The sequence below is a fragment of the Sphingobacterium multivorum genome (genome assembly GCF_039511225.1).
Taxonomy (GTDB): domain Bacteria; phylum Bacteroidota; class Bacteroidia; order Sphingobacteriales; family Sphingobacteriaceae; genus Sphingobacterium.
The window spans coordinates 3,566,518-3,592,803 of the sequence record NZ_CP154261.1 but is presented as its reverse complement, the minus strand read 5'-3'; the positions used below and the strand labels follow the sequence as shown (position 1 = coordinate 3,592,803).

At 40.2% G+C, this 26,286-nt stretch carries 18 protein-coding genes and 1 tRNA gene; 12 read left to right on the top strand and 7 right to left on the bottom strand.

Translation table 11 applies throughout. From position 1 onward, the window contains the following. Positions 1-100: 100 nt before the first annotated feature. Positions 101-2,290, bottom strand: coding sequence for a glutamine synthetase III (locus AAH582_RS15065; protein WP_070565356.1), 2,190 nt, complete (start codon positions 2,288-2,290; stop codon positions 101-103). 175 nt (positions 2,291-2,465) lie between these two features. Then, entirely contained in the window at positions 2,466-5,285 is a 2,820-nt protein-coding gene (locus AAH582_RS15060; RefSeq protein WP_343318407.1) for a S9 family peptidase, read from the bottom strand. 95 nt (positions 5,286-5,380) lie between these two features. Between AAH582_RS15060 and AAH582_RS15055 the strand changes: the two genes are divergently transcribed. From AAH582_RS15055 to AAH582_RS15020, 8 genes are all read left to right on the top strand, one after another. Then, entirely contained in the window at positions 5,381-6,118 is a 738-nt protein-coding gene (locus AAH582_RS15055) for an SIMPL domain-containing protein (protein WP_046674621.1), read from the top strand. A gap of 114 nt (positions 6,119-6,232) precedes the next feature. After that, a tRNA-Leu gene (locus tag AAH582_RS15050) sits at positions 6,233-6,312 on the top strand. A gap of 504 nt (positions 6,313-6,816) precedes the next feature. Next, positions 6,817-8,130 (top strand): PDZ domain-containing protein, encoded by a 1,314-nt coding sequence (locus AAH582_RS15045; protein ID WP_343318403.1) that lies wholly within the window; start codon positions 6,817-6,819, stop codon positions 8,128-8,130. 529 nt (positions 8,131-8,659) lie between these two features. After that, a complete protein-coding gene (locus AAH582_RS15040) occupies positions 8,660-10,051 on the top strand; it encodes an RtcB family protein (RefSeq protein ID WP_343318402.1) in 1,392 nt (463 codons plus the stop codon). A gap of 5 nt (positions 10,052-10,056) precedes the next feature. Continuing rightward, entirely contained in the window at positions 10,057-10,680 is a 624-nt protein-coding gene (prfH, locus tag AAH582_RS15035; RefSeq protein WP_046672933.1) for a peptide chain release factor H, read from the top strand. A gap of 368 nt (positions 10,681-11,048) precedes the next feature. Then, the gene (prpB, locus tag AAH582_RS15030) at positions 11,049-11,924 is read left to right on the top strand and encodes a methylisocitrate lyase (protein WP_343318400.1); all 876 of its coding nucleotides are present in this window, start codon (positions 11,049-11,051) and stop codon (positions 11,922-11,924) included. A 10-nt stretch (positions 11,925-11,934) separates the two neighbouring features. Beyond that, a complete protein-coding gene (prpC, locus tag AAH582_RS15025) occupies positions 11,935-13,086 on the top strand; it encodes a bifunctional 2-methylcitrate synthase/citrate synthase (RefSeq protein WP_112376587.1) in 1,152 nt (383 codons plus the stop codon). A 121-nt stretch (positions 13,087-13,207) separates the two neighbouring features. Further along, a complete protein-coding gene (locus AAH582_RS15020; RefSeq protein ID WP_343318398.1) occupies positions 13,208-14,659 on the top strand; it encodes a bifunctional 2-methylcitrate dehydratase/aconitate hydratase in 1,452 nt (483 codons plus the stop codon). Positions 14,660-14,861: 202 nt separating this feature from the next. Here AAH582_RS15020 and AAH582_RS15015 read toward each other — a convergent pair whose 3' ends face one another. Then, positions 14,862-16,973, bottom strand: a complete 2,112-nt coding sequence (locus AAH582_RS15015; protein ID WP_343318396.1) for a 3-hydroxyacyl-CoA dehydrogenase NAD-binding domain-containing protein — start codon at positions 16,971-16,973, stop codon at positions 14,862-14,864. A 29-nt stretch (positions 16,974-17,002) separates the two neighbouring features. Then, positions 17,003-18,178, bottom strand: a complete 1,176-nt coding sequence (locus AAH582_RS15010) for an acyl-CoA dehydrogenase family protein (protein ID WP_343318394.1) — start codon at positions 18,176-18,178, stop codon at positions 17,003-17,005. Between the two features lie 322 nt (positions 18,179-18,500). Between AAH582_RS15010 and AAH582_RS15005 the strand changes: the two genes are divergently transcribed. Further along, entirely contained in the window at positions 18,501-19,679 is a 1,179-nt protein-coding gene (locus tag AAH582_RS15005) for a thiolase family protein (protein WP_343318392.1), read from the top strand. Positions 19,680-19,802: 123 nt separating this feature from the next. Here AAH582_RS15005 and AAH582_RS15000 read toward each other — a convergent pair whose 3' ends face one another. Continuing rightward, on the bottom strand, positions 19,803-20,021 hold the full coding sequence (locus AAH582_RS15000; protein WP_046672939.1) for a hypothetical protein: 219 nt from the start codon (positions 20,019-20,021) through the stop codon (positions 19,803-19,805). Between the two features lie 302 nt (positions 20,022-20,323). On the opposite strand from AAH582_RS15000, the gene AAH582_RS14995 reads away from it, so the two are divergent. The 3 genes from AAH582_RS14995 (at position 20,324) to AAH582_RS14985 (ending at position 24,221) form a co-directional block, all read left to right on the top strand. After that, on the top strand, positions 20,324-21,064 hold the full coding sequence (locus tag AAH582_RS14995) for a histidine kinase (protein WP_343318388.1): 741 nt from the start codon (positions 20,324-20,326) through the stop codon (positions 21,062-21,064). After that, positions 21,054-21,776, top strand: a complete 723-nt coding sequence (locus AAH582_RS14990; protein WP_343318386.1) for a LytR/AlgR family response regulator transcription factor — start codon at positions 21,054-21,056, stop codon at positions 21,774-21,776. The genes AAH582_RS14995 and AAH582_RS14990 overlap by 11 nt, the downstream gene beginning before the upstream one ends. Positions 21,777-21,953: 177 nt before the next feature. Next, positions 21,954-24,221: a cation:proton antiporter gene (locus AAH582_RS14985; protein WP_343318384.1), complete on the top strand. Its 2,268-nt coding sequence runs from the start codon at positions 21,954-21,956 to the stop codon at positions 24,219-24,221. Positions 24,222-24,283: 62 nt separating this feature from the next. On the opposite strand, the gene AAH582_RS14980 is transcribed toward AAH582_RS14985, so the two are convergent. Both AAH582_RS14980 and AAH582_RS14975 read right to left on the bottom strand, forming a co-directional pair. Then, the gene (locus tag AAH582_RS14980; RefSeq protein WP_343318383.1) at positions 24,284-25,408 is read right to left on the bottom strand and encodes a DEAD/DEAH box helicase; all 1,125 of its coding nucleotides are present in this window, start codon (positions 25,406-25,408) and stop codon (positions 24,284-24,286) included. Between the two features lie 186 nt (positions 25,409-25,594). Beyond that, on the bottom strand, positions 25,595-25,786 hold the full coding sequence (locus tag AAH582_RS14975; RefSeq protein ID WP_046672944.1) for a cold-shock protein: 192 nt from the start codon (positions 25,784-25,786) through the stop codon (positions 25,595-25,597). Positions 25,787-26,286: the final 500 nt, after the last annotated feature.

Genomic DNA, 26,286 nt, shown 5'->3' with positions numbered 1-26,286 from the left:
TGTTGTGAGAGGAGATAAGGAGCAAGAGATGACGAACGTTCCCCTAAAACAAAAAGAGCCAGCAATATCGCCGGCTCTTTTGTTTTATTGGGAAGTTATCTTAACTTAAAAATAAAATCTCTCTCAATTTTGGAAGAGGCCATTTTTTGTCATCAACAATTTTCTCCAATTTGTTGACATGATAACGGATCACATCGAAATATGGTTTAACCAATTCATCGTAAGCGATTGATCTCTCACGTACATCATCAATTTGGTTTGCTTTTTTACGTTCTTGACGCATTGCTTCAGCTTGCTCCAAGATGGTATTTACGTGTGTTGAAATACGTTCTACAAAGTTCAATTGAGAGCTGAATGCTGCTTGTGCCAGACCCAGGTCTTTTAATCCTTTGACGTTTTCAATCAATTCGTTTTGATAAATGAAACATGCTGGGGCGATTTGGTTGTTAACCATCTCTTCGATGACACGCGCCTCAATTTGTAATTTTTTATAGAAGTTTTCAAGCAAAATTTCGTGGCGAGCTTCTGATTCACGTTTGGTATAAATACCTAGTGATTCAAACAGGGCTAAAGATTCTTCTTTTACATAAACATCTAATGCTTTAGGTGTCGATTTGATGTTAGAAAGACCACGTGCTTCGGCCTCTTTTTCCCATTCTTCGCTGTATCCATTGCCTTCAAAGCGGATAGCTTTTGAATCTTTGATGTATTTGCGGACAACATTTAAGATCGCAAGATCTTTTTTCGTGCCTTTTTTGATTTGTTTATCTACTTCTGTTTTGAACTCGATCAATTGCGCTGCAACGATTGCATTCAACACGGTCATCGGTAAAGCGGAGTTTGCAGAAGAACCAACAGCGCGGAATTCAAACTTGTTACCGGTAAAGGCAAATGGTGAAGTACGGTTCCGGTCTGTATTGTCCAGTTTTAATTCAGGAACTTTAGGAATACCATGCCATAAGTTTGCCTCTGCTTTTACTTTTTTAGCAACACGAGCAGATTCAACTTCTTCCAAAAGCTCATCCAATTGAGAGCCTAAGAAAATTGAAATAATTGCTGGTGGAGCCTCATTTGCACCCAGACGGTGATCGTTGCTTGCACTAGCGATAGAAGCGCGCATCAAATCAGCGTATTCATAAACAGCTTTGATGGTATTGACGAAGAAAGTCAAGAACATCAAATTGTTTTTAGGTGTTTTTCCAGGAGATAATAAATTTACACCAGTATTTGTGATTAAAGACCAGTTGTTGTGTTTACCAGATCCGTTGACACCAGAGTATGGTTTTTCATGCAACAATACTTTGAAGTTGTGTCTTAAAGCAACTTGTTCCATGACATTCATCAACAATTGGTTGTGATCGATGGCCAAGTTTATTTCTTCGTACATTGGAGCACATTCAAATTGAGAAGGTGCAACTTCGTTGTGACGAGTCTTTAAAGGAATACCTAATTTTAGCGCTTCGTTTTCCAAGTCCACCATGTACGCTAATACGCGCTCTGGAATCGCACCAAAATAGTGGTCTTCCAATTGTTGGCCTTTGGCCGACATGTGGCCAAATAACGTACGGCCCGTTAACTGAAGATCTGGACGAGCATTATATAAGGAAAGGTCAACCAAGAAATACTCTTGTTCAATACCAAGAGAAGCGTTTACTTTAGTGACCGATTTGTCAAAATATTGAGCAACATCCGTTGCCGCTTTATCTACTGCGTTGATGGCTTTCAATAAAGGAGCTTTATAGTCTAATGATTCACCCGTATAGGAAACAAAAACTGTTGGAATACATAATGTTTTACCAGCACCTGTTTCGTAAATGAATGCAGGAGAAGATGGATCCCAAGCTGTATATCCTCTAGCTTCGAATGTATTACGGATACCACCATTTGGGAAAGAAGATGCATCGGGCTCTTGTTGAACTAATGCGTCAGCAGTAAATTTTTCAATGGCTTCACCGTTTTCGTCTGGCTCAAAAAAAGCATCATGTTTTTCAGCAGTCGAACCCGTTAAAGGTTGAAACCAGTGTGTGTAGTGAGAAACGCCGTGGTTAAGTGCCCAAGTTTTCATGGCCTGTGAAATGTGTTCAGCCAAATCTCTTGAAATAATCTGTCCCTCTTCAATGGATGCAACTAACTCCTTGTATGAATTTTTAGGAAGGTAGTCTTTCATTTTGTTTACGGAAAAAACATTCTTTCCGTAAATGTCAGTTGCTTTTTTAGTTTCAACTTTTTCAAATGAAGCAATTTGGCGTGAGCCTGCTGCTTCTACTGCTTTGAATCTTAGGTTCGACATTTGTATTTTGTAGTTAAATTACAGTTTTGTTGATTTTGTTTTTCAAAAATATTGTGTTTTTATTGAAAACTGAAATTTTTTTTGATGTTTTTTGTGAAATAATTCAAAAATTATGGTTTTTGGCTAATAAAAAAGGTGTGATTTATATAAATCACACCTTTTTTATTGTTTTGTGTTATAATTCGAATCCCCAGTCTATTCCTTTTTCGGTGGCAGGTACTCCTTTCTTCATCCAAGAAGGAGCGGGGGCACCTTTTAGGAAATGATCGAAGAATTGCTGTTCGCGAATTTGTATATCCTTACGGTTTTGTCGAAGCATGAGGTTATGTTCATCACCATTATAATTCAGCATCCATACAGGTTTGTTTAATCGGCGTAACGCAGTAAACATTTCAATACCTTGATACCATGGCACGGCCCCGTCGTTGTCATTAGCCATAATGACAACAGGAGTTTTAACTTTATCCAAATGGAATAAAGGTGAATTTTCGATATATAGTTCCGGAGCTTCCCACAGGGTTTTTCCGATACGGCTTTGTGTATGTTCGTATTGGAACTGGCGGGACATACCACTTTGCCAGCGTATTCCGCCATAGGCAGATGTCATGTTGACGACAGGAGCACCAGTCCATGCTGCAGCGTACATATTGGTCCGCGTAATGAGGTGAGCAACTTGATAACCGCCCCAACTTTGGCCCTGTATTCCCATCTTTGTGCTATCAACCCATGCATTCTGAGCGAGGTATCTCATCCCAGAATTGATGTATTCTTCAGCTGATTTACCCGGATGACCTGTTTTGTAGCTTATATTTGGCGCAAATACCAGGTACTCGTTACTTACAAAATAGGGGATGTTCAAACGCGATGGCGTAGGAGCAGGGGGTTGATACGTATATAATCCATCTGAAAGCTTTTCATAGAAGTAAGCTATAATGGGATATTTTTTTGCAGGATCAAAATTTTCTGGTTTATAAAGAATTCCCTCAGCCTGATGTCCTTCGGGCGTTGTCCAATGGACTAACTCCGCTGTCCCCCAGTTGTAATTAGCCTGTTGCTGATTAATATTGGATAGTTGTAATTCGTCTTTGAACTTTATGGTATTGGTGTAGATATTAGGCGAATTCATATAATCCTCTTTACTGTACAGTATCGTTTGTTGATCCGCCGAAGAGCTGATATTCCTGAACGTTTTTGCCTCCACCAAAAGACTTTTAGGATCGCTATGCTGCCCCTTGAACTGGTAGAAACCAGATTCTTTGGTTTTATTGTCAAAGGAAGTTAGAAAACCACCCTTTTTATAGTCGAGTGTTGTGGCCTGTTCGCGATCCTCTTCTCTTTTTAAAGGCAAGTAGCGGAAAGTTGTTTGCGATGCAGCTCCATAGCCGTTGGTCAAGATGGATTTGTTGGAACCGTCCAAGTTAAAATACCAGATATCATACCTCGAATTGACGTAAATCCCTTTAAGGTCCGGACTCCATGCTGCCATGCCATATCCTTGCGCGGCAGTAGGCATATCATTTTCCTCGTCGGCAAAGGACGCCGGTATACCGTCATTTAACACCGTCTTTTTCTTTGAACTAACCTGATAGGAATTCCAGGAACCTTTATCTTGGTCGAAATATACGATGTATTTTGCGTCAGGACTTAAGATTGCATTTCCTGAAAAGTTTGAAAGGATTAACTCTTTATTTCCTGTTTTTGTTGAAACCAGATAAATGTCGTCTCGTGTACTGCCTTCCCATTGACTTGCGATGCGCTTGCCAAAATCAGTGCGTGCTAAGATATACTCTTCATTTCCGTCCGGTGTAAGTGCGGTGGAGTTAAATGTTTGGTCCGTAAGGGGAATAATGTTGCGATTATATTTGGGGTAAGTAACCGCTAAGAAATTTCTTGCAAGATCTTTCTTTAAATTGACCAACTGCATGGGCTGTAAATAGTCGTCTTGCCAGTTCCAAACGTCCACTTTAGCATGCTCAAAATCAACCAAAGTGGTGTCTCTGACACGTGGTATTGGTGCTATGCCGAAAAATAGCTTCTCCCCATTTTTGCTGAAACGGATATCGCCATCCCCGCTAACGGCCCAGTCCTTAGGTATACCATTGCTTGTTTTTGTTGCGAGGTATTGGGCTGTATCTATACCATTGGCATAGTAATATAGATTGTAATTTTTTAGTAATGCCTTTTCATTGGAGAGATCCCCCAGGTAAGCGAGCTGATTACCTGATTCATCAAATTTGAAATTTTTATAATTACCTTTTCCATTTGATATCTTTTTAAGCTTTTTAGTTGCTATTTCGTAAAGGTAGACTCCAGATTCTTTTGATAGGCTGTCTTTTGAATCTGTTTTTTTTGAAAAAACGATTTTTGATCCATTTTTATTCCATTCGTATTGATCTACAGATGAGAATTGCACCGAATCACCGGAATTTAGATCGTATAAAGCAAGCGTTGCCACTGTTTTTTTCTTTTTATCGCTGCCTTTCTTTGCTTGTGTGGCATCAGCAGCCGTTTTTGAATCAGGTTTTTCATTTATTTCCTTGTCGAAAAGAAAAGAGACGAAATTGTTGTTTTGATCAGCAATTTTATAGGATTTTACCTGCGCAAATTTGACAAGGGATGACGTTGTTACATTGTAGATTGCCAATGAATCTTTTGGGAGATCTTCGGCTTTCTTCTTTTTGATCTTGGCTTCGCGGGTTAAGGCAAATGGCGCTTTGATCAAACTTAACAGATGATTTTCGGTATCGGTCAGTTTTCCATTATACCCACGGGGAATTTGAATGATTTCTTTGTTCTCTTTGGTTTTGAGAAAAAGCTGATTGTCGCCTTCTTGTGGAACGACCTGGAATAGAACAAATTTTCCCGATTTACTGATATAGGGTGCTGATACGCTTTGCCAACTATCATATACCGTATGATCCAATGGTTTCTTTTGCGCATGGGCAGCGAATGCAGCCAGAAAACAAAATGGAATACAGATACTTTTCTTATTCATATTTTTAATCCTTTTTGTCGCAATTTATTCATAAAAAATAAATAAACATCGATTTTTTGGTATATTCATTGTTACGTAAACATAAAAAACTGGTTATGAAATCATCATCCGCTGTTATTATTTCGATTATAATGGGCGTTGTGCTCTTGCTCGGCACCTGGATATTGGGTACAGCTTATCGTTATAAGTTTAAATCGACGCAGACAATCACTGTTAATGGTAATGCCAAAAAAGATTTTGAATCCGATTTAGTCAAATGGAGTGCTACTTTTAGCCGAAAGAATTATGAATTGAGTGCTGCTTCAGCACAATTGGCTACCGATAGAGATTTGGTTCGGGATTTTTTAGTACAACAGGGGGTTAAGGCTGACGAGATCCGTTTCGAGGCCGTTAATATTGCCAAAGACTTTGAATATCATACCGATGGAAAAGGGAATGGTTATAATACTTTTTCCGGTTATACCTTATCGCAGGCCGTCAGTGTCGAATCAAAAGACTTAAATAAAGTTGACAACGCTTCAAGAGAAATATCGACATTAATTTCCAAAGGGATAGAACTTAGCTCCAGTACCCCTAACTATTATTACTCCAAGCTAGAGGATCTAAAGCTGGAACTTATTTCACAGGCTTCAAAAAATGCACATCAACGTGCAGAGAATATCGCAAAGGAATCGAATGCCGGATTGGGTAATCTGGTAAAGGCCGATCTGGGAATTTTTCAGATAACGGGACAAAACGACAACGAAGAATACTCTTCAGGTGGTGCATTTAATACAGCCTCGCGAAAAAAAACAGCTAATATCACAGTTAAAGCAAGTTTTTTGAGTAACTAAGGAAAAATTATTTGACTGAATCTCAGTTCTATATTGGTTTTGATTGAAAATTTATTCAAAAAGTTTTCTCCTTTTCAATAAAAAACCTACTTTTGCATCATCCCAAACGGATATGCCCGGATGGCGGAATTGGTAGACGCGCTGGTCTCAAACACCAGTGGGAAACCGTGCCGGTTCGACTCCGGCTCCGGGTACTAAAAGCCACTTTACATATTGTAAAGTGGCTTTTTTTATACACCTATGTTTTTCTGACCTGACGATTGCTACAATACCCCGATAACAACTTATCAAGATAGACAATAAAACGGATATATCCTAATACCAGCGTGTACCTAATACCAATTTTCAAGCAGTTTTTAGACAGTGATTAATCACTGTTTGTTCAGTTGTCACTGAGCAAGCACTGAGCAAGCACTGAACGAGCACTGAACGAGCACTGAACAAGCACTGAACAAGCAGTGTCTAAAGAGTTAATACGATTGCTCTTTGATCCGAATTTTGCTACTGTTAAAAATGAAAAGAGAAAAATGAAAGGAGCAATACTTATATCACAAAAAGGCGGCCGTTGTATGTGGTGTAATAAAAAGGGTAAATCGACTACCGTCAAATTTGGCAATACACAATATCAGCTTTTTTTTATAAACTTTCGTTAATCTGAATATTCTTGTTTAAATTGGAAATACCAAATATAAACTTGGATGAAAACAGTTTTTTTATCGCTGGCACTGTTGTGTTTTTTCATGACGCAGGGACAAGTGGGGTTTGTCTTGAACGGGAAAAAGAATGTCAAAATTCCTTTTCTTTTTGTCCATAACCTAGTCATTATACCTGTGCAAGTAAACGGATATATGATGAACTTCCTGTTGGATACAGGTGTTAAAGAAACCATGATATTTGGGGAAACATTAAAGTCAATTGATAGCGCTGTTTTTGTTAATAAGTTTCAGGGCTTGGGTCGGGAAGAGGGTTTGGACGGCTATTTATCCGTCAGCAATCACGTGAATATTGCAGGCGTATATGAAGATTTAGATCAACCGATCTATATTCTTCAAAATGCTCATATTGATATTTCGACCCGGATAGGCGTGGAAGTGAATGGAATTATGGGTAGTCGTTTCTTTGAAAACCAATTGATCGAAATGGATTTTCAAAAACATCGCATCACCTTATATCCTCGGGCGAACAAGCCTAAGGGGCTTGAGAAGATGCAGCGTTTGCCCTTGGATATTTTAAACAGTCGTCCCTATACTTCGGTCGCTTTTAAACAGGGCGATGTGGCTATTGATGGTCGTGTATTGATTGATATGGGAAATAGCGATGCCTTAATGCTTATTCCTTCCAAGCTAAATAATTTTGATATTAAGCCACCATTTATTGATGACTACATAGGGCAAGGGTTTAATGGTGAGATTTACGGTAAAAGAAATCGAATCCGATCGCTCGAACTTGGGCCGTTTACAATGGATTATCCTCTCGTAGCCTATCCCGAATTGAGTTCGTTACAGCATGCAACATTTGTGAGCGAAAGGGTAGGGTCCATTGGAAATGAGTTGTTACGTCGATTTAAGGTCGTATTCGATTACCCCAACAAGTCCATGTATCTTCATAAGAATAAAGATTTTGATCGCTTTTATTATTTGAATATGAGTGGCTTAGAAATTATCCACGATGGCATTAAATACGAAAAAGAAGAAATACCCGTGGTGCTGCAAAAAGATGGCGGTACAGAGGTAAGATTGGGCAACAGCGTGCAGTATCGCTTTGTACTACGGAATATGTACAAAATTGCGACGGTTCGTGATGGTTCGCCTGCGGCAATCGCAGGACTAATGCCCGGAGATAAGGTCGTAAGGATTAATGGTAGACCTGCATCTTCATTTTCCCTGGAGTCGATTCACAATCTTTTTAAATCAGAAGAGGGAAAGGAAATGCGTTTCCGCGTAACCAGAGGCGGGAATACACGCGACTTTAAATTTGTGCTAAAGGATCCACTTCCATTTAACCCGAATTAAATTTTCGCAAATATGAAAAGTTTAAATAAAACTTATTTATCTTTGCTGTCAATAATAGTATTTTAACAATTAAACACGAAGAGATATGTTGGTCGCCAAGATTATAACACCGCAAGCTTTTAAGGCAAATGGATTTGCTGAAAGCAATCTTCGTGCTATTCGTCATATTTAAGACATTCTTCAAAATAGGGGCACATCGTGTTTGTTCAATCCGCTGGAATGAATAATCGGATCGCTTCACTTCTTTTGGAAAACCAATTAATACAGATGAAAAAGCCGAAGTTCATTCGGGCTTTTTATTTTTCCTGATTTTCGTTTCTATTCATACAACTTAGACACTTTAGGGGCATATGGCTTTCTGAAAAGCTGTTTATAATCCGCTCTTTCGCAGTAATCAACTGTGCATAATGAAGAGCATTTGTTTAATAGATTCGTTATCTCTAAAAGAATATTCCCGAAATTTTTTCAAAAATGCTGCCGATTTCCACGATGGAATTGGGGGCTAATTATGTATGTTTTTTATAAAAAAATGGGAAGTAAATTATCTGGAAAAGACTTAATAAAAATAGGTTTTCCACAAAATAATATAGTTAACACAGCTTTAGGACTGATTACAAGGTATCGAAAGAAGGAGAATAAAGAAACCATTCTTCTTGAACTTGCTGAGCTGTTAGAAGCTCCGGAGCGATTTATGGAGCATAAAATATGGGGAAAGCTTTCTGAAGGGCTGGTGCAACCCATAGAAATACGTGTCCGGGAGCTGCGCTCGCATGGTGCTCCATTTAACATATTTGGTGAAAATGAAATTGATGAGCAGGCGAAAAGACAATTGTACGATGCATTGCGTTTGCCTATTTCAAGGCGAGGTGCATTGATGCCAGATGCACATACAGGTTATGGGCTTCCCATCGGTGGGGTGCTGGCTACAGAAAATGCCGTTATACCCTATGGTGTGGGGGTGGATATCGGTTGCCGGATGAGCCTGTCGATATTCGATTTACCTGGCAGTTATTTTAAAGGACGAGAATTTCAACTGAGAAATATATTGAAGGAAAATACCAAATTTGGTTTAACCGACACGCATCGTGAGAAGTCTGATCACGTCATTTTCAGCCGGACGGAATTTCAGGAAATACCGCTGTTAAAATCCCTGCTGGGGAAAGGTTATAGGCAATTCGGGACTTCTGGCAGCGGAAATCATTTTGTCGAAATGGGCATTGTTGAGCTTCATACCGTGCGGAACGAATGGGGAATGGATCCAGGGCAGTATTTGGGGATTTTATCCCATAGTGGTTCTCGCGGCCTGGGAGCACATATCGCTAAACATTATACGACTCTGGCTGCCCAATTATGTCCATTACCTCGTCATGTGCAGCATTTGGCCTGGTTGGATTTAGCAACCCAAGAAGGACAAGAATATTGGATGGCAATGAATTTGGCAGGGGACTATGCCCAGGCCTGTCATACGGATATCCACCGACGTTTGGCTAAAGCACTTGGAGGTAACCCCGTGGTAACGATCGAAAATCATCATAATTTCGCATGGAAGGAATTCGTGAATGGTGAGGAATGTATCGTTCATCGGAAGGGAGCAACTCCTGCTGGAAAGGGTGTGTTGGGGGTGATTCCCGGCTCGATGACAGCACCTGGGTTCATCGTGGAAGGGAGGGGAAACCCCTTAAGTTTACAGTCGGCATCCCATGGAGCTGGGCGTGTCATGTCGAGATCTGCCTGCAAAAATAATTTAACAAAAAGCGCCATGTTGAAAGATTTGGAAGCATGTGGTGTGGAGTTGATCGGGGGCGCGTTGGATGAGTCGCCACGTGCTTATAAAGATATTCATCGGGTGATGAAATTGCAGGAGGAACTGGTGAATGTTCTCGGAACGTTTAGTCCGAAGATTGTGCGTATGGACAAATAAAGGTGATGGAAGAAAGGTATTTACAGGTTTCTTCGGGACGAGGTCCTAAGGAATGTAATATGGCTGTCAGGTTAGTCTTCGATAGACTCTCTATTGAAAGCCGTAAAGTTGGCGCAGAAATTAAGGAAATAGAAAGAGAAGACATTGATGGACTTCCTTGTTCGTTAATCGTCAGATTGAGCGGAAAAGATATAGATCAATTGATTGATCATTGGATTGGCACAATCTGTTGGGTGTGTAAAAGCCCCTTTCGTCCTTTACACAAACGGAAGAATTGGTTTGTCGAAGTTAAAATGTACCATCCTGGGGAAAAGGAAAAGCTGTTGGATTTGAAGGATGTATATTTCCAAACAATGCGGAGTAGCGGCGCAGGTGGGCAGCATGTCAATAAAGTAAGTTCTGGCGTCAGAGCTACGCATGCACCGACAGGGGTAAGTGTTCAGGTGATGGACACGAGATCGCAATTGCAGAATAAGGAGATCGCAATGCTGCGCCTGGCTGCACGTCTTCGGGATTTAGGGCAGGCCACATTAAACGCGACCAAAGTACAAAAATGGAAAGATCAAATTGAGGTGTCACGGGGACAGGCGAAACGCGTCTTTCATGGACAAAAGTTTGTTGAAAAGTAAGTTATTTTTACTGTTTTATTGCAACGGAGCTCCTAGCCAATATTTTTTGGCTAGGTTTTTTTGTACGGTTAACTCGTTTAATAAGGGATTGTAGTAATAGAAAAAAAACAATTCCAAAAAGTTGGGGCTTTTTGATTGCTGTTGTATCCTCCTTTACAACAAAGCCTATACGGTTGTCAAAGGTATTGCCGTATTTTCTTCTGTCATTGACCTTTTATGTAGAAAATAATTTGTTTTATTGCGGTGATAATTAGTATCTTTAAGAGGAAGGGCCGCAAAAGAATCCCTTCAGACTAAGTAAACTTAAGTAGCCGCCGTAGCCTGTATCTAAAGGAGGTTATAGGGCATGGAATTTCAAATTCGATATTATGATAAAATCCTCGGGCTTCCTTTTTAAGGAAGCGATCAAGAATGAAAAACCATTACAAATTGTTGGAGCGATCAATGCGAATCATGCTCTTTTGGCTGAACAGGCTGGTTTTAAAGCTATTTATCTTTCTGGAGGTGGTGTTGCAGCAGGTTCTCTTGGGATTCCGGATCTTGGGATTACAACACTTCAGGATGTTTTGATTGATGTGGATCGCATTACAAACGTGTGTAAGCTTCCTTTGCTGGTGGATATTGATACTGGCTTCGGTCCTTCGGCGTTCAATGTGGCCCGTACAATAAAGTCTTTAATTAAAGTGGGCGCGGCGGCGGTTCATATGGAGGATCAGGTGGGGGCTAAGCGTTGTGGGCATCGGCCTGGGAAAGAGCTTGTCTCCCGGGCTGAAATGGTTGACCGTCTGAAAGCAGCGGTTGATGCACGTACGGATCAGCATTTTGCCATTGGTGCACGTACAGATGCACTGGCTTCCGAAGGCCTTGAGCTTGCTTTGGAGAGGGCTGTGGCTTATAAAGAAGCTGGAGCAGATTTTATTTTTGCCGAGGCGGTGCATCATTTGGAGCAATACGTTCAATTTAGTGCGGCAACAGGTCTTCCGATTTTGGCGAATATCACCGAATTTGGCCAAACACCGTTGTTTGGCCTGGATGAACTGCGTCAAGCGGATGTTTCTATTGTCCTTTATCCGCTATCTGCCTTCCGTGCAGCTAATAAAGCAGCTACAACAGTTTATCGTCACATTCGGGAAGATGGGGGGCAGCTGAATGTGATCGACGATATGCAGACGAGAGAGGAGTTATACAGAAGTATCGATTATTATGCCTATGAAAATCGATTGGATCAATTGTTTAACAAATAATTATATTCAGATGGAAGAGACAAACGGCGCAGGTTTTAAGCCTAAAAAAAGTGTAGCACTCTCCGGTGTAACAGCAGGTAATACGGCTTTGAGTACTGTCGGAAAAAGTGGTAATGATCTGCATTATAGGGGTTATGATATTTTAGATTTGGCACATCAGGCAAGTTTTGAAGAGGTTGCTTATTTACTTATTTATGGAAGTCTACCAACACAGGCACAGCTCGTCACTTATCAAAGTCAATTGATCAGTCAACGTGGCCTACCTATTACTGTTCAACAAGTCCTTAAGCAGTTGCCATCTACGGCCCATGCCATGGATGTTTTACGGACTTATGTTTCGTTTTTCGGTAGTGTATCGCCAGAAAAGGATAGTCATCCCATTGCTGGTGCAAGGGATATTGCAACTCGTCTGATGGCATCGATGGCTTCAGCACTGTTGTACTGGTATCACTTTAGTCAGCATGGACGTGAGGTGCAGGTTGAGACCTCGGACTCTACTTTAGGCGGACATTTTTTACATCTCCTGCACGGAAAAGTCCCATCGCCGTCTTGGGTGAGAGCGATGCAAATTTCACTTAATTTATATGCGGAACATGAATTCAACGCATCCACATTCACCGCTCGGGTAATTGCAGGAACGGGATCAGATATGTATTCCTGTATAGCAGGGGCAATAGGTGCACTACGTGGACCTAAGCATGGCGGAGCCAATGAGGTCGCTTTCGAAATTCAGAGTCGTTATGCAAATGCTGATGAGGCGGAAGAGGATATCCGAAGACGATTGGCAAATAAAGAAGTCATTATTGGATTTGGTCATCCGGTGTATACGATCTCGGATCCAAGAAATCAAGTGATAAAACAAGTTGCGAGAGAGCTGTCGGAAGAAGCAGGAGACATGACACTCTACCTGATCGCGGAGCGTTTGGAAAAAGTTATGTGGGAAGAAAAGAAAATGTTTCCGAACCTGGATTGGTACTCCGCCGTCTCCTATCACATTATGGGGATTCCTACGGAGATGTTTACCCCCTTATTTGTCCTCTCACGTATAACAGGCTGGTCGGCACATGTCTTCGAGCAACGCCAAGATGGGAAAATTATCCGGCCGAGCGCAAACTACATTGGTCCAGATGACAGGCCTTTTGTACCTCTTTCCGAACGGTAAATTTGGATCGGAAAAAGGCTTTAAAAGGTGCTTTTGAACATAGGGCTTTGAGAGAGAACTTAGCTCAGAAAAAAAGATTTATATTAATAAATAGAACGACAGTCTTATACGAAATACACGAATGAGTTCAGCAATATCAAATGAAAGACCACAACCGGATCAGGTTTTAGTGGACATTGTGGACTATGTCCTAAGTTATAAAATTGAGGAAAAAGCCGCTTGGAATACAGCATTTTACTGTTTTCTCGATACCGTCGGCTGCGGCTTGGAAGCATTGACTTATCCTGCCTGTACTAAATTGTTGGGGCCAGTTGTGGCAGGGACCGTTGTACCGAATGGTGCAAGGGTACCGGGTACAAATTTTCAATTGGATCCCATTCAGGCTGCATTCAATATCGGCACGATTATTCGATGGCTGGATTTTAATGATACCTGGCTAGCTGCAGAATGGGGCCATCCATCCGATAATTTAGGGGGAATTTTAGCTGTCGCAGATTGGTTGAGCCGAACCAATATTGCTCATGGTCAAAAACCATTGAAAACTAAAGTGGTGCTCGAGGCAATGATTATGGCTCATGAGATACAAGGTGTTTTGGCGCTTGAAAACTCATTCAATAAAGTGGGCTTGGACCATGTTATTTTGGTTAAGGTCGCTTCAACAGCGGTGGTGGGTAGGCTCCTTGGTCTGACAAGAGAGGAATTGCTCAACGCGGTTTCTTTGGCTTTTGTCGATGGACAAGCTTTACGCACTTATCGACATGCACCAAATACAGGTAGCCGAAAATCTTGGGCAGCCGGAGATGCAACTTCACGCGCTGTTCGATTGGCCCTAATCGCAAAAACAGGGGAAATGGGCTACCCCTCTGTTTTGACAGCGCCAATCTGGGGATTCTACGATGTATCCTTTAAAGGCAGTGCATTTAAATTTCAACGTGCTTACGGATCATATGTGATGGAAAATATTCTTTTTAAGATTTCTTTTCCTGCCGAGTTCCATGCACAGACTGCAGCCGAAGCAGCAATGTTACTTCATCAGCAATTGAAGGAATTCGGAAAAAGTACTTCGGATATTGCCCGTGTTACCATTCGTACACATGAAGCGGCTATCCGGATTATCGATAAAAAGGGGCCTTTGCACAACCCTGCAGACCGTGATCACTGTATTCAGTATATGGTTGCTGTGCCGCTGATCTTTGGACGTCTGACAGCTGAAGATTATGAAAATCATATCGCTTCTGATCCAAGAATTGACGCATTGCGCGATAAAATTTATTGTATCGAAGATACTCAATTCACCCTTGATTATCACGATCCACAGAAGCGGGCGATATCAAATGCTTTGACCATTGAATTGACTGATGGTACCTTATTGCCTGAGGTAGTTGTCGAATACCCAATAGGTCATCCAAGAAGGAGGGCAGAAGGAATACCTAAGTTAATCGAAAAATACAAAACAAATCTTGCTCGGGTATTTTCTGAAAAACAGCAAAAGGAAATACTCGCAGCTACCTTGGACTACGATACTTTCCTCGAACAGGATGTTTCGTATCTGATGGATTTGTTTGTGCGCTAATCGTACAGCTTGGGGCGACTCAGCCTATTTGTCGCCCCAGCTTTTGTTTATTACTTTATGACATCATTACGAAGTTATATAGAATATTTAGTTTTAAAGATGTAATCCTCTGTTTTGTAGTTTTTAAACTCTTTAATAGTTATCTCTTGGGGTAGCATTTAATAGGTGCTAGAGAACTTCTTCAGTTGAGCACAGGTCGGTTTTAAGACCAGTTTGAGTCGAAACCATTATAAAATCTGAAATCTTTATCTGCCAGCTCTCTTAAAGATGCTGGAATATCCCATTGTTCACCGTAGGGCTGAAATAGTTGACATTCCGAAACGAATAGAGGAAGTGTTGTGAGATCGATGTGACCGAATACCCCTCCGGTATAGCTTGCATAACCTACCCCTAAGATGGAACCAATATCGCCATCGATGGGTTGATGAAGTACACCTTCTGTGAGACATCGGTAACTATCCAATGCCATAACATGCAATAAGCGCTTACGGATAATTGTTGCTGTTATATTTTCCTTTACAGATGCAATTATAGGGTTTTTCCAAATTTTCTTCTTTTTGGTTTCAGTGTCATAATCGTAGAATCCGGCGCCTGATTTTTTTCCTTTTCTTCCTTGATCCACCATATCTTTGAGGTAATTGTATGCGCGCTTTTGGCTGGCATGTAGATGTGGAAGTTGATCATATACATGGAGCATTAGCTCCAAGGAGATTTCGTCTAATACTGCTAAGGGACCTACGGCAAAACCTGCAGCTATCGCTTCCTCTTCGATAAGGGTTGGAGAGATTCCTTCCAGTACCATTGTAATACCCTCCAGTAAATAATTGAAGAAAATACGCGAGGTGAAAAAACCTGGACCGTCTTGTACGACTATCGGAATTTTATTGAGACGTAAAGCTGTGGCAAGTGCTTTCTCCAACGTTTTTTGCCCGGTTTGTTTACCACAGATGATTTCGACAAGGGGCATGCGGTCAACAGGAGAAAAGAAATGCATGCCGATAAAACTCTTAGGTTCGGTGCTTGCTTTCGCAAGCTCCGTAATGGGCAATGATGTCGTATTTGTCGCGAAGAACCCATTTTCACTTAAATAGGGTAAGCTTTCTTGTGTGACATCAGCTTTTAGGTGGAAATCTTCAAATACAGCTTCAATAATACAGTCAGATCCATTCAGATCACCGACTTGTTCCGTTGGTTTTATGCGTGCAAGCAATTGCTCCCCTTGGGATGCGGTCATGGTTCCTAAAGCCATTGATTTTTCACAAACCTGGTTAGCATAAGCTTTGCCGCGTTGGGCTTGGGAAAGTGTAACGTCTTTTAAAGCAACTTTTATTCCCGCCCGGGCCGCCTCATAAGCAATCCCCGACCCCATCATTCCAGCACCCAGAATGCCTATTTTTTTTAGGCTATAATCCTCAAAATGGTTTATACTTTTGGGTGATTTCGCCAATTGGACACCATAATGGAGTGTACGGACCATGCTGAGTGGCTCGGGACGATTCAATACGTGCAGGTACAGGTTTGCTTCCTGCTCGGCGGCCTCAAACGGTGTAGATAATTGTTTTTTTTGTAATAATTCAATAACTGCATTTGTACCGGGGTATAAGCCGCGTGCTTTTTTTTGGATAGCGAGAATTGCTTCGGGGGGCAGTTCGTCAATTTGTTTTGTGTGTTGGTTGGCATCAATGCTGGGAGGATAAAGAATCCAGTTTTTTGCTAAAGATAGGCAATCGTCCGGCTTCTTCGCCAATTTATTGATTAACCCAAGTTGATGTGCTTCTTCACTGCTCACAAGTTTGCTTTGTGTCAGCAGACTTAGGGCATTTTCAGTACCTATCAATGCTGGCAAATAGATCGTTGCACCAAAAGCCGTAAACAAACCATACCTACTTTCCGGAAAGCCAAACTGAAGTTTTTCGGAGGCGATACGACAATTAGACCATAGCATAGTCGCTAGGGCAATCGCAGTACAATTGTTAGTGAAAAGAGAGACAATTGGCTTTTTAAACGTTTCCCAACGTAAAACTTTTGATGTAAGCTTGTATAAGTCCGAAGGGCTCGAATGGCTTGAAGAAAACTGCTCAAATAATTGCGCATAATCAATTTTTTCGTCTTGAATCGGACAGCTGTATACGACACCTATCGTATCTTCCCGTTCGAGAACGAACGTAACCAAATCGACAAATTGTGTGAGATAGTCTATCATATCCAACTGCTCGGGAGCTGCTGTGGATATAGGGTGGATTGTAATGATATGATGACTATCCTGTTCTACACGGAAGAGGGTGTGGGTTATATAAGATTTATTTTCATCCATTGTACTTGGTCCTGATTTTTAAAAGCTTTCTATTGTTTGGACTTTCCGGATTGATAAGTCACATGATCTATTGTCATTTTCGCAATAATTTCGAGCATGATTTCTGAGGTTCCTCCGATAATGGTGCCGACACGGACATCGCGATATAAACGTGCAATTTTATAATCTTCTGTAAAGCCATAACCGCCAAATAATTGGAGACATTGGTTCACGACATTGACGGCGAGCTCACTTGCCTGTAGTTTCGCTATGGAACATTCTTGGACTGCATATTCGTTTTGGTCCTGGAGATCACAACAATGGTAGACAAAGGCTTTCGTGGTAGCAATATTTGCTGCCATTTGTGCGATTCGGTGCCGTATGGTTTGAAATTCCTGGATTTTTTTTCCAAAGGCTTCCCGTTGTGCGATATAATCAAGCGTATACTGAAATGCGGATTCTGCGGTAGCGAGGCTATGAACAGCTGCGGTAAGCCTTTCCAACTGAAGTCCATCCATTAAATAGCGAAATCCTTCTCCGGCAATGCCGACGAGGTGAGAAATAGGGACTCGCACATTATTAAACCCTAGTTCGGCAGTGTCTGAGGCGTGCCAACCTAATTTATTGATTTTGCTTGAAGAGACTCCGCTTGCATTTCTGTCTATAATTAACAAGCTTATTCCTTTTGTTCCTTGGTCAGGAGCCGTTTTGACTGCTGTAATGAAGAAATCACCGTAGTAACCGTTGGTAATAAATGTTTTAGATCCGTTCACAATATAAAAATCTCCATCGCGGACAGCTGTTGTTTTGATCTGCTTTACGTCAGAACCAGCCCCGGGTTCAGTAATAGCAACAGCACTGACCATATCACCAGCAATAACCGGTTTAAGATAGCGTGCTTTCAGATCTTCAGATCCATATTTCAGTAGGTATGGAGCCGACATAAACTGAATGACAAGCGCGGAAATGGTAAATCCGCCAGAAAAACAATGCGACAATTCTTCGCAGAGTATCAAGGAATAATAAAAATCGAGTTCTAGTCCGCCATACACTTCTGGATAATTGAGCCCCATAAATCCCATATCACCCATTTTCTTCCACACTTTCCGGTCGATCTCCCCCTGTTTTTCCCAATCATCGATGTAAGGTGTAATTTCTTTTCGAATAAACGCGCGAAGTGTATCGCGAAAAATCTGATGTTCAGCTGTAAACCGGATTGTCTGCATAATCGTTTATCTTGCTTCTGGTTATCTGATGTAAGGCGGCCTTTTGAATGCCCGTCCATTAGGATGTTATCTGAACGAATTTAACGAAAAGCCTTGGCTTTTTACAAATTTTTATTCTTTATTTTTCGTTCAATAGATTAAGTAGGGATGTTTTTGCGTTATTTTTTTTCTATTTATTCTGTTTTAGCAAAAAAAATAAAACCCGACTTGTTGTGGGGTATCTGTTATATTTTCTATCTTTAATAGTAGAAAGGCTGTTGGGCATATGCTAGTGACAAGCCTTTAAAATTTTGAGCACAACAATTATAAACTTTTTTATATCATGTCAAAGAGCGTATTTATCGTTGCAGCGAAACGTACACCAATAGGAAGCTTTGGTGGGGCGCTATCCTCGATTTCAGCCCCAAAGCTTGCCGCTTGCGCTGTCCGGGCGGTTGTTGATGAAGCTGGAATTGCCAGTGATCTAGTCGACGAGATTATTATCGGTGCTGTTTTGCAAGCTGATTTAGGACAAGCACCGGCTCGACAGGTTGCCCGTTTCGCCGGTTTATCAGATCATACAACTGCAACAACCATCAATAAAGTATGTGCAAGTGGGATGAAAGCAATCGCTGTTGCTGCGCAGAGTATTCTGTTGGGAGATGCAGATGTTGTGATCGCAGGGGGGATGGAAAGCATGAGCAGGGTGCCTTACTATGCGGATGCTATGCGCTGGGGTGCGAAGTTTGGCGCTCAAAGCCTGAGTGATGGCTTGCAACGCGATGGCTTAAGTGATGCCTATTCAAATGATGCCATGGGAGTCTTCGCGGAACTATGCGCCGAAAAATATCATATTGGTCGTAAAGAACAGGATAGTTATGCAATAAGTTCCTATAAAAGAAGCCTCGATGCTTGGCAAAAAAATAAGTTTTTGAGCGAAGTCCAACCTATAACGGTGCAGAGTCGAAAAGGAGAGGTGCTTGTTTCGCGGGATGAAGAGTTTTCTCAGGTCAATTTTGACAAGATACCTGAGCTGAGGCCTGCTTTCAAAAAAGAGGGCACTGTAACGGCTGCGAACGCATCGACGATAAGTGATGGAGCTGCTGCGGTACTGCTCATGTCTGGCGAAAAATTGGAAGAACTTGGACTTGTCCCCTTAGCCGAGATTATTGCTTATGCTGATGCTGAACAAGCGCCAGAATGGTTTACGACAACGCCTAGTGTTGCCACAAATAAAGTATTAAAAAAAGCAGGCCTTACCATTGATGATATTGATTATTTCGAATTTAATGAAGCCTTTTCTGTTGTCGCTTTGGCAAATGCACAAATTTTAGGCTTACCCTTGAACAAAGTAAACGTCTATGGAGGAGCGGTATCTTTGGGGCATCCATTGGGATGTTCGGGAGCTAGAATTGTAGTAACACTGAGCAGCATCTTAAGACAGGAGGGGGGATCATTAGGACTGGCAGCGATATGTAATGGTGGCGGTGGTGCCTCTGCCATGGTTATTAAGAAAATTTGATGCTTCTTCCAGCATAAGATTAAAGTACTCTTATGCTGGAAGAAGTTCAGTTTTATTGAATTCGGTTGTTATTAACCATCAAGCTTCCAAGAAACTTATTTTATTTGCTATCAAGTCGTTTGTCTACTCTTCATATAGACGACTTGCTTCGACGCCATGGAGCGCAAGCTCCGACTCGATTTCCGTCGGGTTTAATCGAATGCCTTCTATGGTTAACAGATTGTAAATAGAATCCAAGTCGATCTTCCATTCGTGGATGCCATTCAATTTTTCAACAGCTTGTTTGATTTTATCTACAAGACTGGGATGTTGTGCATTAGTTTCGAAAATGAGTTTTTCCATCGTGTTTCATATTAAGCCGGATAAAAAATCAGGCGGGTTTAACCAAAATAGCGTAGACAATCATTTGATCGGCTAATTACAATAGTATCAATATAAGGATAATAATCTTAAATTAATGCTTTAAAATGACTAAATTGTAATGAAACTGTTAATTTTTGTAATAAATACATGTGAATTTTACAGTGCTATATTTTGTTTAGAAGCACTCAAATTTCATTTTATCGTAAACGGATAAAGGGGCTGGTCGGCCGGATTTTCTGGAGGCTGTTTTTCGTTCATAATGAAATTTTAACTAAGTTTGGATGAACATGACGACTGAGATCTCGAATATTATTATTCTATTATTGCTGACAATTGTTGTTTTAATATTGGGTTTGTATCTATTGTTAAGACAAAAATACCGGAGACTTGAGATAGAGAATAGACAACAAAAGGAGCTTTTTAATCGTATGGACAATCAAAAGATAGCACATTTCCATCGGGCTCAATTAAATCCACATTTGCTTAAAAATTCGTTGAACGGAATACTTTCTCATGCTTATCAAACCTATTATACGATGGACAAATTGGCCATGGTATTGGATTACGTGTTGTATGAAAGTGAAGATGAACTCGTTTCACCAAAGGCCGAAATTGAATTTGCCCGCAATCTCATTGAGATTAATAAAGTAAAATTAAGCCCTTTATTTGATATCCGCGTAAAATTTGATATTGATGAACTAAATGACGCTATATTGAACACACCTTCTTTTGTTCCTCTGATGTCGGTTGATTTAATTGAAAATGCGTTTAAGCATGCGGACTTTCACGGTCCGGATTCTTTTATCGCAATCATGTTAACCTTTAAGAACGGTTTATTCGAATTAGTTGTAAACAATCGAATATCAAAACGTTCACCATTGCAAAAGTCTAAAAGTGGAATAGGTAGCAAAACTTTGGAAGAGCGTCTCATGTTGTATTATCCAGGTAGACATCATCTGCGCAGATTTGTAGAAAATGATGTTTATACTGCCCACCTTCAAATCAGATTGTATGTCGATTGAAAGAAATTTGAAATGTATTCTTTTGGATGATGAAATACCAAGCTTGAGATTTTTGAAAATGCTCTGTGAGCAGATCCCTGGCTTGGAGGTGGTTAAAACTTTTAATGATCCAGCTTCATTATTGAAGGAATACCGCAAACTGACTTTTGATTTTTGCATTCTGGACATTGAAATGCCAGAATTTAACGGATTTGACATAGCCAACGAGCTAAAAAACTATCCAATTGTCTTTTCTACTGCATATAAACAATATGCGAGCGATGCGTTTGACATCAATGCAGTAGATTATATGCGTAAACCACTATCCCTACAGCGTCTTCAACAAGCCATTATGAAGGTCGAGCAATTAATCAGCAAGCGATCTGAAACTATCTCTTTTGCGCAATTTAATACGAATAAGGGAAAAACAGTATTGTATTTCGAACAGATTAACTATGTTCAAATAGCTGAAGTAGACAGCCGGGATAAAACAGTTTATTTGGCGGATGGCTCGTTTATTTTATTGAAAAATATAAGCTTTGATAAGCTGCTGGAAATCTTGCCTGAACAGGATTTTATCCGTATCAATAAAAAGGAGATTATCGCAAGCAAAATCGTCAAATTTTTCTCCGCTGATGAAATTACAAGCACTTTGTTGGACGAACAAAATCTACCCCTTCTTTTTAATTTGGGCGAATCGTACAAGAAAATGTTTTTCGAGAAATTCAGTTGATTACAAAATTCTTTTGGTTCATTACATATTTTCTTAGACCTACCTGCTGAAAGGCATTAAAACTACAACAGAATTATATTTTTGTTGGGACCGTATTTGAAAAACCACTTGTTTAGGGATTATCGGTCGAGACTTAGTATGCTATTGTCATTATATTTATTTTAATTGCTATTGAAAATGAGGAAATATAGGAATACAATTTTCTATGTAGTTTTAGTTGGTACATTACTCGGTGTGATGTATTGGGTGATTCATTTGGGGACACAGCTGGAGGCTCCAGAGTTGCTGCGCGGGGAGAAAACAAGTCAAGGTGCCTGGAACGATTTTACATCAACCTTAATCCATAGCCTGCAACATCCGCTAGCCATATTACTGGCACAAATCGTGACAATTATTGTCGCTGCACGTATCATGGGCTGGATTTGCATAAAGATTAAGCAGCCTGTCGTCATAGGAGAGATGCTCGCCGGTATCATATTGGGGCCATCGTTGCTGGGACTCCATTTTCCCGAATTTTCGCATACACTTTTTCCTGTAGAATCGCTTAGTAACTTGCAGTTTCTGAGTCAAATTGGGCTAATCTTATTTATGTTTATCATTGGCATGGAGCTGGATCTGAATGTGCTGCGAAATAAAGCGCATGATGCTATTGTCATTTCTCATGCAAGCATTGTGATCCCATTTACGTTGGGAATTTCACTGGCTTATTTTTTATACCTATTCCATCCACCCGCAAATGTAGAGTTTCTATCTTATAGCTTGTTTATTGGTATTTCCATGAGTATAACAGCGTTTCCTGTTCTTGCTCGAATTATACAAGAAAGGGGATTGCAAAAAAGTAAGTTAGGAGCAATGGCGATTACCTGCGCTGCTGCAGACGATATTACAGCTTGGTGTATTCTGGCTGTCGTGATAGCAATTGTCAAAGCGGGTGATTTCGCTAGTGCATTATATACCATCGGGCTGGCTGTTGCCTATGTGCTCATCATGATTAAGATCGTTCGTCCATTTTTGATGCGCGTTGGAGAGGTAAAAGGAAGTAAAGAAGCACTAAGTAAGCCTGTTGTTGCTATTTTCTTTATTGTGCTGTTATTGTCGGCTTATGCGACCGAAGTAATCGGAATCCATGCACTTTTTGGAGCATTTATGGCCGGAGCTATTATGCCCGAAGGGAGTCGATTCCGGACAGCATTTATCGAAAAAATCGAAGATGTTTCAACCTTATTACTATTACCTTTATTCTTTGTCTTTACAGGTCTCCGCACGCAGATCGGTCTGCTTAATGACCCTCAGTTATGGATGATTACCATTGGGATTATTTTGGTTGCGGTTATTGGTAAATTTGCAGGTAGTACGTTAGCGGCGCGCTTTGTTGGTCAAAGCTGGAAAGATAGTTTGAGTATTGGTGCCTTAATGAACACGCGGGGATTAATGGAACTTATCGTCCTCAATATTGGATACGATCTTGGCGTTTTAAGTGCTGAATTATTTTCGATGATGGTTGTAATGGCGTTGGTCACTACTTTTATGACGGGACCATCCTTAGATTTAATCAATTTCCTCTATCGACCTAAGAAAAATTCACTACAGGAAGATTTCCGTGATAAATCAAAATTTAAGATTCTATTGTCTTTTGCGAAAAGTAACACGGGGATTTCACTATTGTATCTGGCTGATGCTTTAACGTTGAAATCAAAAAAGAACGCTGAAATTACGGCATTACATATTGAGCCTGCCAACGAATTACATCATTATGAAGTGGAAATCCAGGAGCTGGATAGTTTCCGTGAAATTAAACAGGTGGCGATGCAGCTTGAGCAACCGATCCAGACAATTTTTAAAATCTCCAGTGATATTGACAGCGAGATTGTTCAAACTTCCAATGAGCGCAATCAGGACTTATTATTGTTGGGTGTCAGTGAATCAATTTATGAGGGAAGCTTACTGGGGCGTTTTTTAGACTTTACTACCCGGATTGTGAATCCCGAGAAGTTATTCCATACGGTTACAAATGCAGAGTCTCCTTTCATGACTTTCGATCGAAATCAGCAAATCAATGCTAAAGTAAATGCACAAGTAGGTATCTTAATCGATAAAAATTTTCTAAAGGCAAAGCGTGTGGTTGTCCCTGTTGTCTTAAAAAACGATGAATTTCTATATGAGATGATAAAACGCCTGATTCAGCATTCAGATGCTCAAGTCATCGTGTGGGATCTCAACCAAGTGCTGCAAACCAATGAAAGCTTCAAAGAGAAATTAAGGCAATTGGAACAGCTTGTTCCAAACCACCTTACAATAACTGAAAAAGAGTTAAACCGTGAGACCTGGCAGGAACAAGACTTAATGTTGATCAGCCTTCCCAGCTGGAACAAAATTGTCAATAAAAAAGTACATTGGCTTCCTTTCACGCCATCGACCCTGTTGATGGCAGATCGCAAACCGTAAATAAAATTAAAAGCCCCTAGATCTACTAATCCAGGGGCTTTTAATTAAGGTGTTCTAAAAATCTATTTATTGATCTTTTCTATCTTGATTTTTAATCCGATTAATTTTTCAATATCAGCTAAATATGGTCTTTCTTCTACATCGCAAAAAGAAATCGCTTTTCCTTCCTGACCAGCTCTTCCCGTTCTTCCGATGCGATGAACATAGGTTTCCGGTACGTTAGGGAGATCATAGTTAATTACAAGTGGTAGTTGTTCGATATCAATTCCTCTTGCAGCAATATCGGTAGCGATCAAAATTTTAAGATGGCTGTCCTTAAATTCACCTAAAGCTTTTTGTCTTGCATTTTGAGATTTATTTCCGTGAATGGCTGCTGCTCTTAAACCATTTTTTGCAAGCAACTTAACGATTTTATCTGCTCCGTGTTTTGTTCGCGAGAAGACGATAGTACGCTCGTGCTTTAGCTTTTTTAATATGCTGGTCAATAATTTGATCTTATCTTTCTTTTCAACAAAAAATACAGATTGATTTACTTTCTCAGCTGTTGAGCTTACAGGAGTAACATCCACTTCAATAGGTTTATGTAATATGCCCTGTGCAAATTTACGGATATTGGGCGGCATCGTTGCCGAGAAAAATAATGTTTGTCTTTTTGACGGGACTTTGGTCAGGATCTTTTTGATGTCATGAATAAAGCCCATGTCCAGCATATTGTCCGCTTCGTCCAATATCAAGATCTCGATTTTATCTAGAGAGACTATTTTTTGATTCATTAAATCAAGTAAGCGACCTGGGGTAGCTACAAGAATATCAACACCCTTTTTAATTTCTTTGACTTGCTTTTCTTGGCTTACACCACCGAAAATAGTACAATAGTTTAGTTTTAGATGTTTCCGGTATAGGTTTATATTGTCACCAATCTGAATGGCTAATTCACGTGTTGGCGTAAGAATCAAAGCCCTAATCGGCACGAGTTTTCCTGATGTCTTCGTCTCTTCAAGACGTTGTAAAAGTGGAAGTGCAAAAGCGGCCGTTTTACCGGTTCCTGTTTGGGCACAACCAATAAGATCGTTGCCTTGCAATACAATTGGAATAGCTTTTTGTTGAATTGCAGTAGGATGTGTGTAGCCTGTTTCTGTTATTGCTTTTAAAAGCGGAGCGATTAAACTGAGTTGTTTAAATTCCATAAATAGTATGTTCGAATTTGTCTTAAATAAAACCTTTGAGAATCCTTTTCATACTTTTTATTGAAAACTAAAAGTCTTCAACGGAAAAGTAAAAGATTGCCGAAAAATTGTAAAGGAAGAATAGGAAAAAGAAATGGGATAAGTCATTAAGAATTACCCCATTAACAAGAAAGTGTATTTTTTGGATTACGCCAATTTTACATTTGTAGCGCTGATCCCCTTTGGAGTTCTTTCTACATCATAAGTAACAACGTCGCCTTCAGATACTTGGTTTTTAAGCGCAGAAACGTGTACGAAAACATCTGCACTACCATCCTCTGGTGTAATAAAACCAAAACCTTTAGTTTCATTGAAAAATTTAATTTTACCTGTATTCATTATTTTTAATTAAGTGCGGCAAGGTAGGCATAATAAATGATTATTCCTTTATTTTTTTTAATGAATTATAAAATGTGTTGTGTAGCTGAGCCTATTTTTTGAAGGAGATGTTGATTGAGCCAGCGCTAGCGGAAGGAATTTATCGAACATAAATGTCTAATAAAACACAATCCTCCCAACCAATGTAACATGGTCAATTCATGATATTGTTGTAAATGGTATTATTAATTATTTGGATAAATATTTTTTTAAAATGTTTGTTCTTCGTGAAATTTGTATTAACTTCAACTGCCCCTCCCAAGGGCATGTTTTTCATAGGTAGATGTATGGTCGAGTGACTCTAACTCGACCATTTTTGTTTTGTCCATAAGGTTCCGTAACAATTGTCGATATATATTTTACAATGCTTTTTGCGAGCACCTAAATTCATTTTTGTATTTTCATCGAAGCAATTTGTTTTTAATAATAAAGAACGTAATTCTTGTTAAATGGCATTCATC

Coding starts and splice junctions, on each gene's coding strand:
- AAH582_RS15065 (WP_070565356.1), bottom strand. CDS start 2,290: ATGTCGAACCTAAGATTCAAAGCAGTAGAAGCAGCAGGCTCACGCCAA.
- AAH582_RS15060 (WP_343318407.1), bottom strand. CDS start 5,285: ATGAATAAGAAAAGTATCTGTATTCCATTTTGTTTTCTGGCTGCATTC.
- AAH582_RS15055 (WP_046674621.1), top strand. CDS start 5,381: ATGAAATCATCATCCGCTGTTATTATTTCGATTATAATGGGCGTTGTG.
- AAH582_RS15045 (WP_343318403.1), top strand. CDS start 6,817: ATGAAAACAGTTTTTTTATCGCTGGCACTGTTGTGTTTTTTCATGACG.
- AAH582_RS15040 (WP_343318402.1), top strand. CDS start 8,660: ATGGGAAGTAAATTATCTGGAAAAGACTTAATAAAAATAGGTTTTCCA.
- prfH (WP_046672933.1), top strand. CDS start 10,057: ATGGAAGAAAGGTATTTACAGGTTTCTTCGGGACGAGGTCCTAAGGAA.
- prpB (WP_343318400.1), top strand. CDS start 11,049: ATGATAAAATCCTCGGGCTTCCTTTTTAAGGAAGCGATCAAGAATGAA.
- prpC (WP_112376587.1), top strand. CDS start 11,935: ATGGAAGAGACAAACGGCGCAGGTTTTAAGCCTAAAAAAAGTGTAGCA.
- AAH582_RS15020 (WP_343318398.1), top strand. CDS start 13,208: ATGAGTTCAGCAATATCAAATGAAAGACCACAACCGGATCAGGTTTTA.
- AAH582_RS15015 (WP_343318396.1), bottom strand. CDS start 16,973: ATGGATGAAAATAAATCTTATATAACCCACACCCTCTTCCGTGTAGAA.
- AAH582_RS15010 (WP_343318394.1), bottom strand. CDS start 18,178: ATGCAGACAATCCGGTTTACAGCTGAACATCAGATTTTTCGCGATACA.
- AAH582_RS15005 (WP_343318392.1), top strand. CDS start 18,501: ATGTCAAAGAGCGTATTTATCGTTGCAGCGAAACGTACACCAATAGGA.
- AAH582_RS15000 (WP_046672939.1), bottom strand. CDS start 20,021: ATGGAAAAACTCATTTTCGAAACTAATGCACAACATCCCAGTCTTGTA.
- AAH582_RS14995 (WP_343318388.1), top strand. CDS start 20,324: ATGAACATGACGACTGAGATCTCGAATATTATTATTCTATTATTGCTG.
- AAH582_RS14990 (WP_343318386.1), top strand. CDS start 21,054: ATGTCGATTGAAAGAAATTTGAAATGTATTCTTTTGGATGATGAAATA.
- AAH582_RS14985 (WP_343318384.1), top strand. CDS start 21,954: ATGAGGAAATATAGGAATACAATTTTCTATGTAGTTTTAGTTGGTACA.
- AAH582_RS14980 (WP_343318383.1), bottom strand. CDS start 25,408: ATGGAATTTAAACAACTCAGTTTAATCGCTCCGCTTTTAAAAGCAATA.
- AAH582_RS14975 (WP_046672944.1), bottom strand. CDS start 25,786: ATGAATACAGGTAAAATTAAATTTTTCAATGAAACTAAAGGTTTTGGT.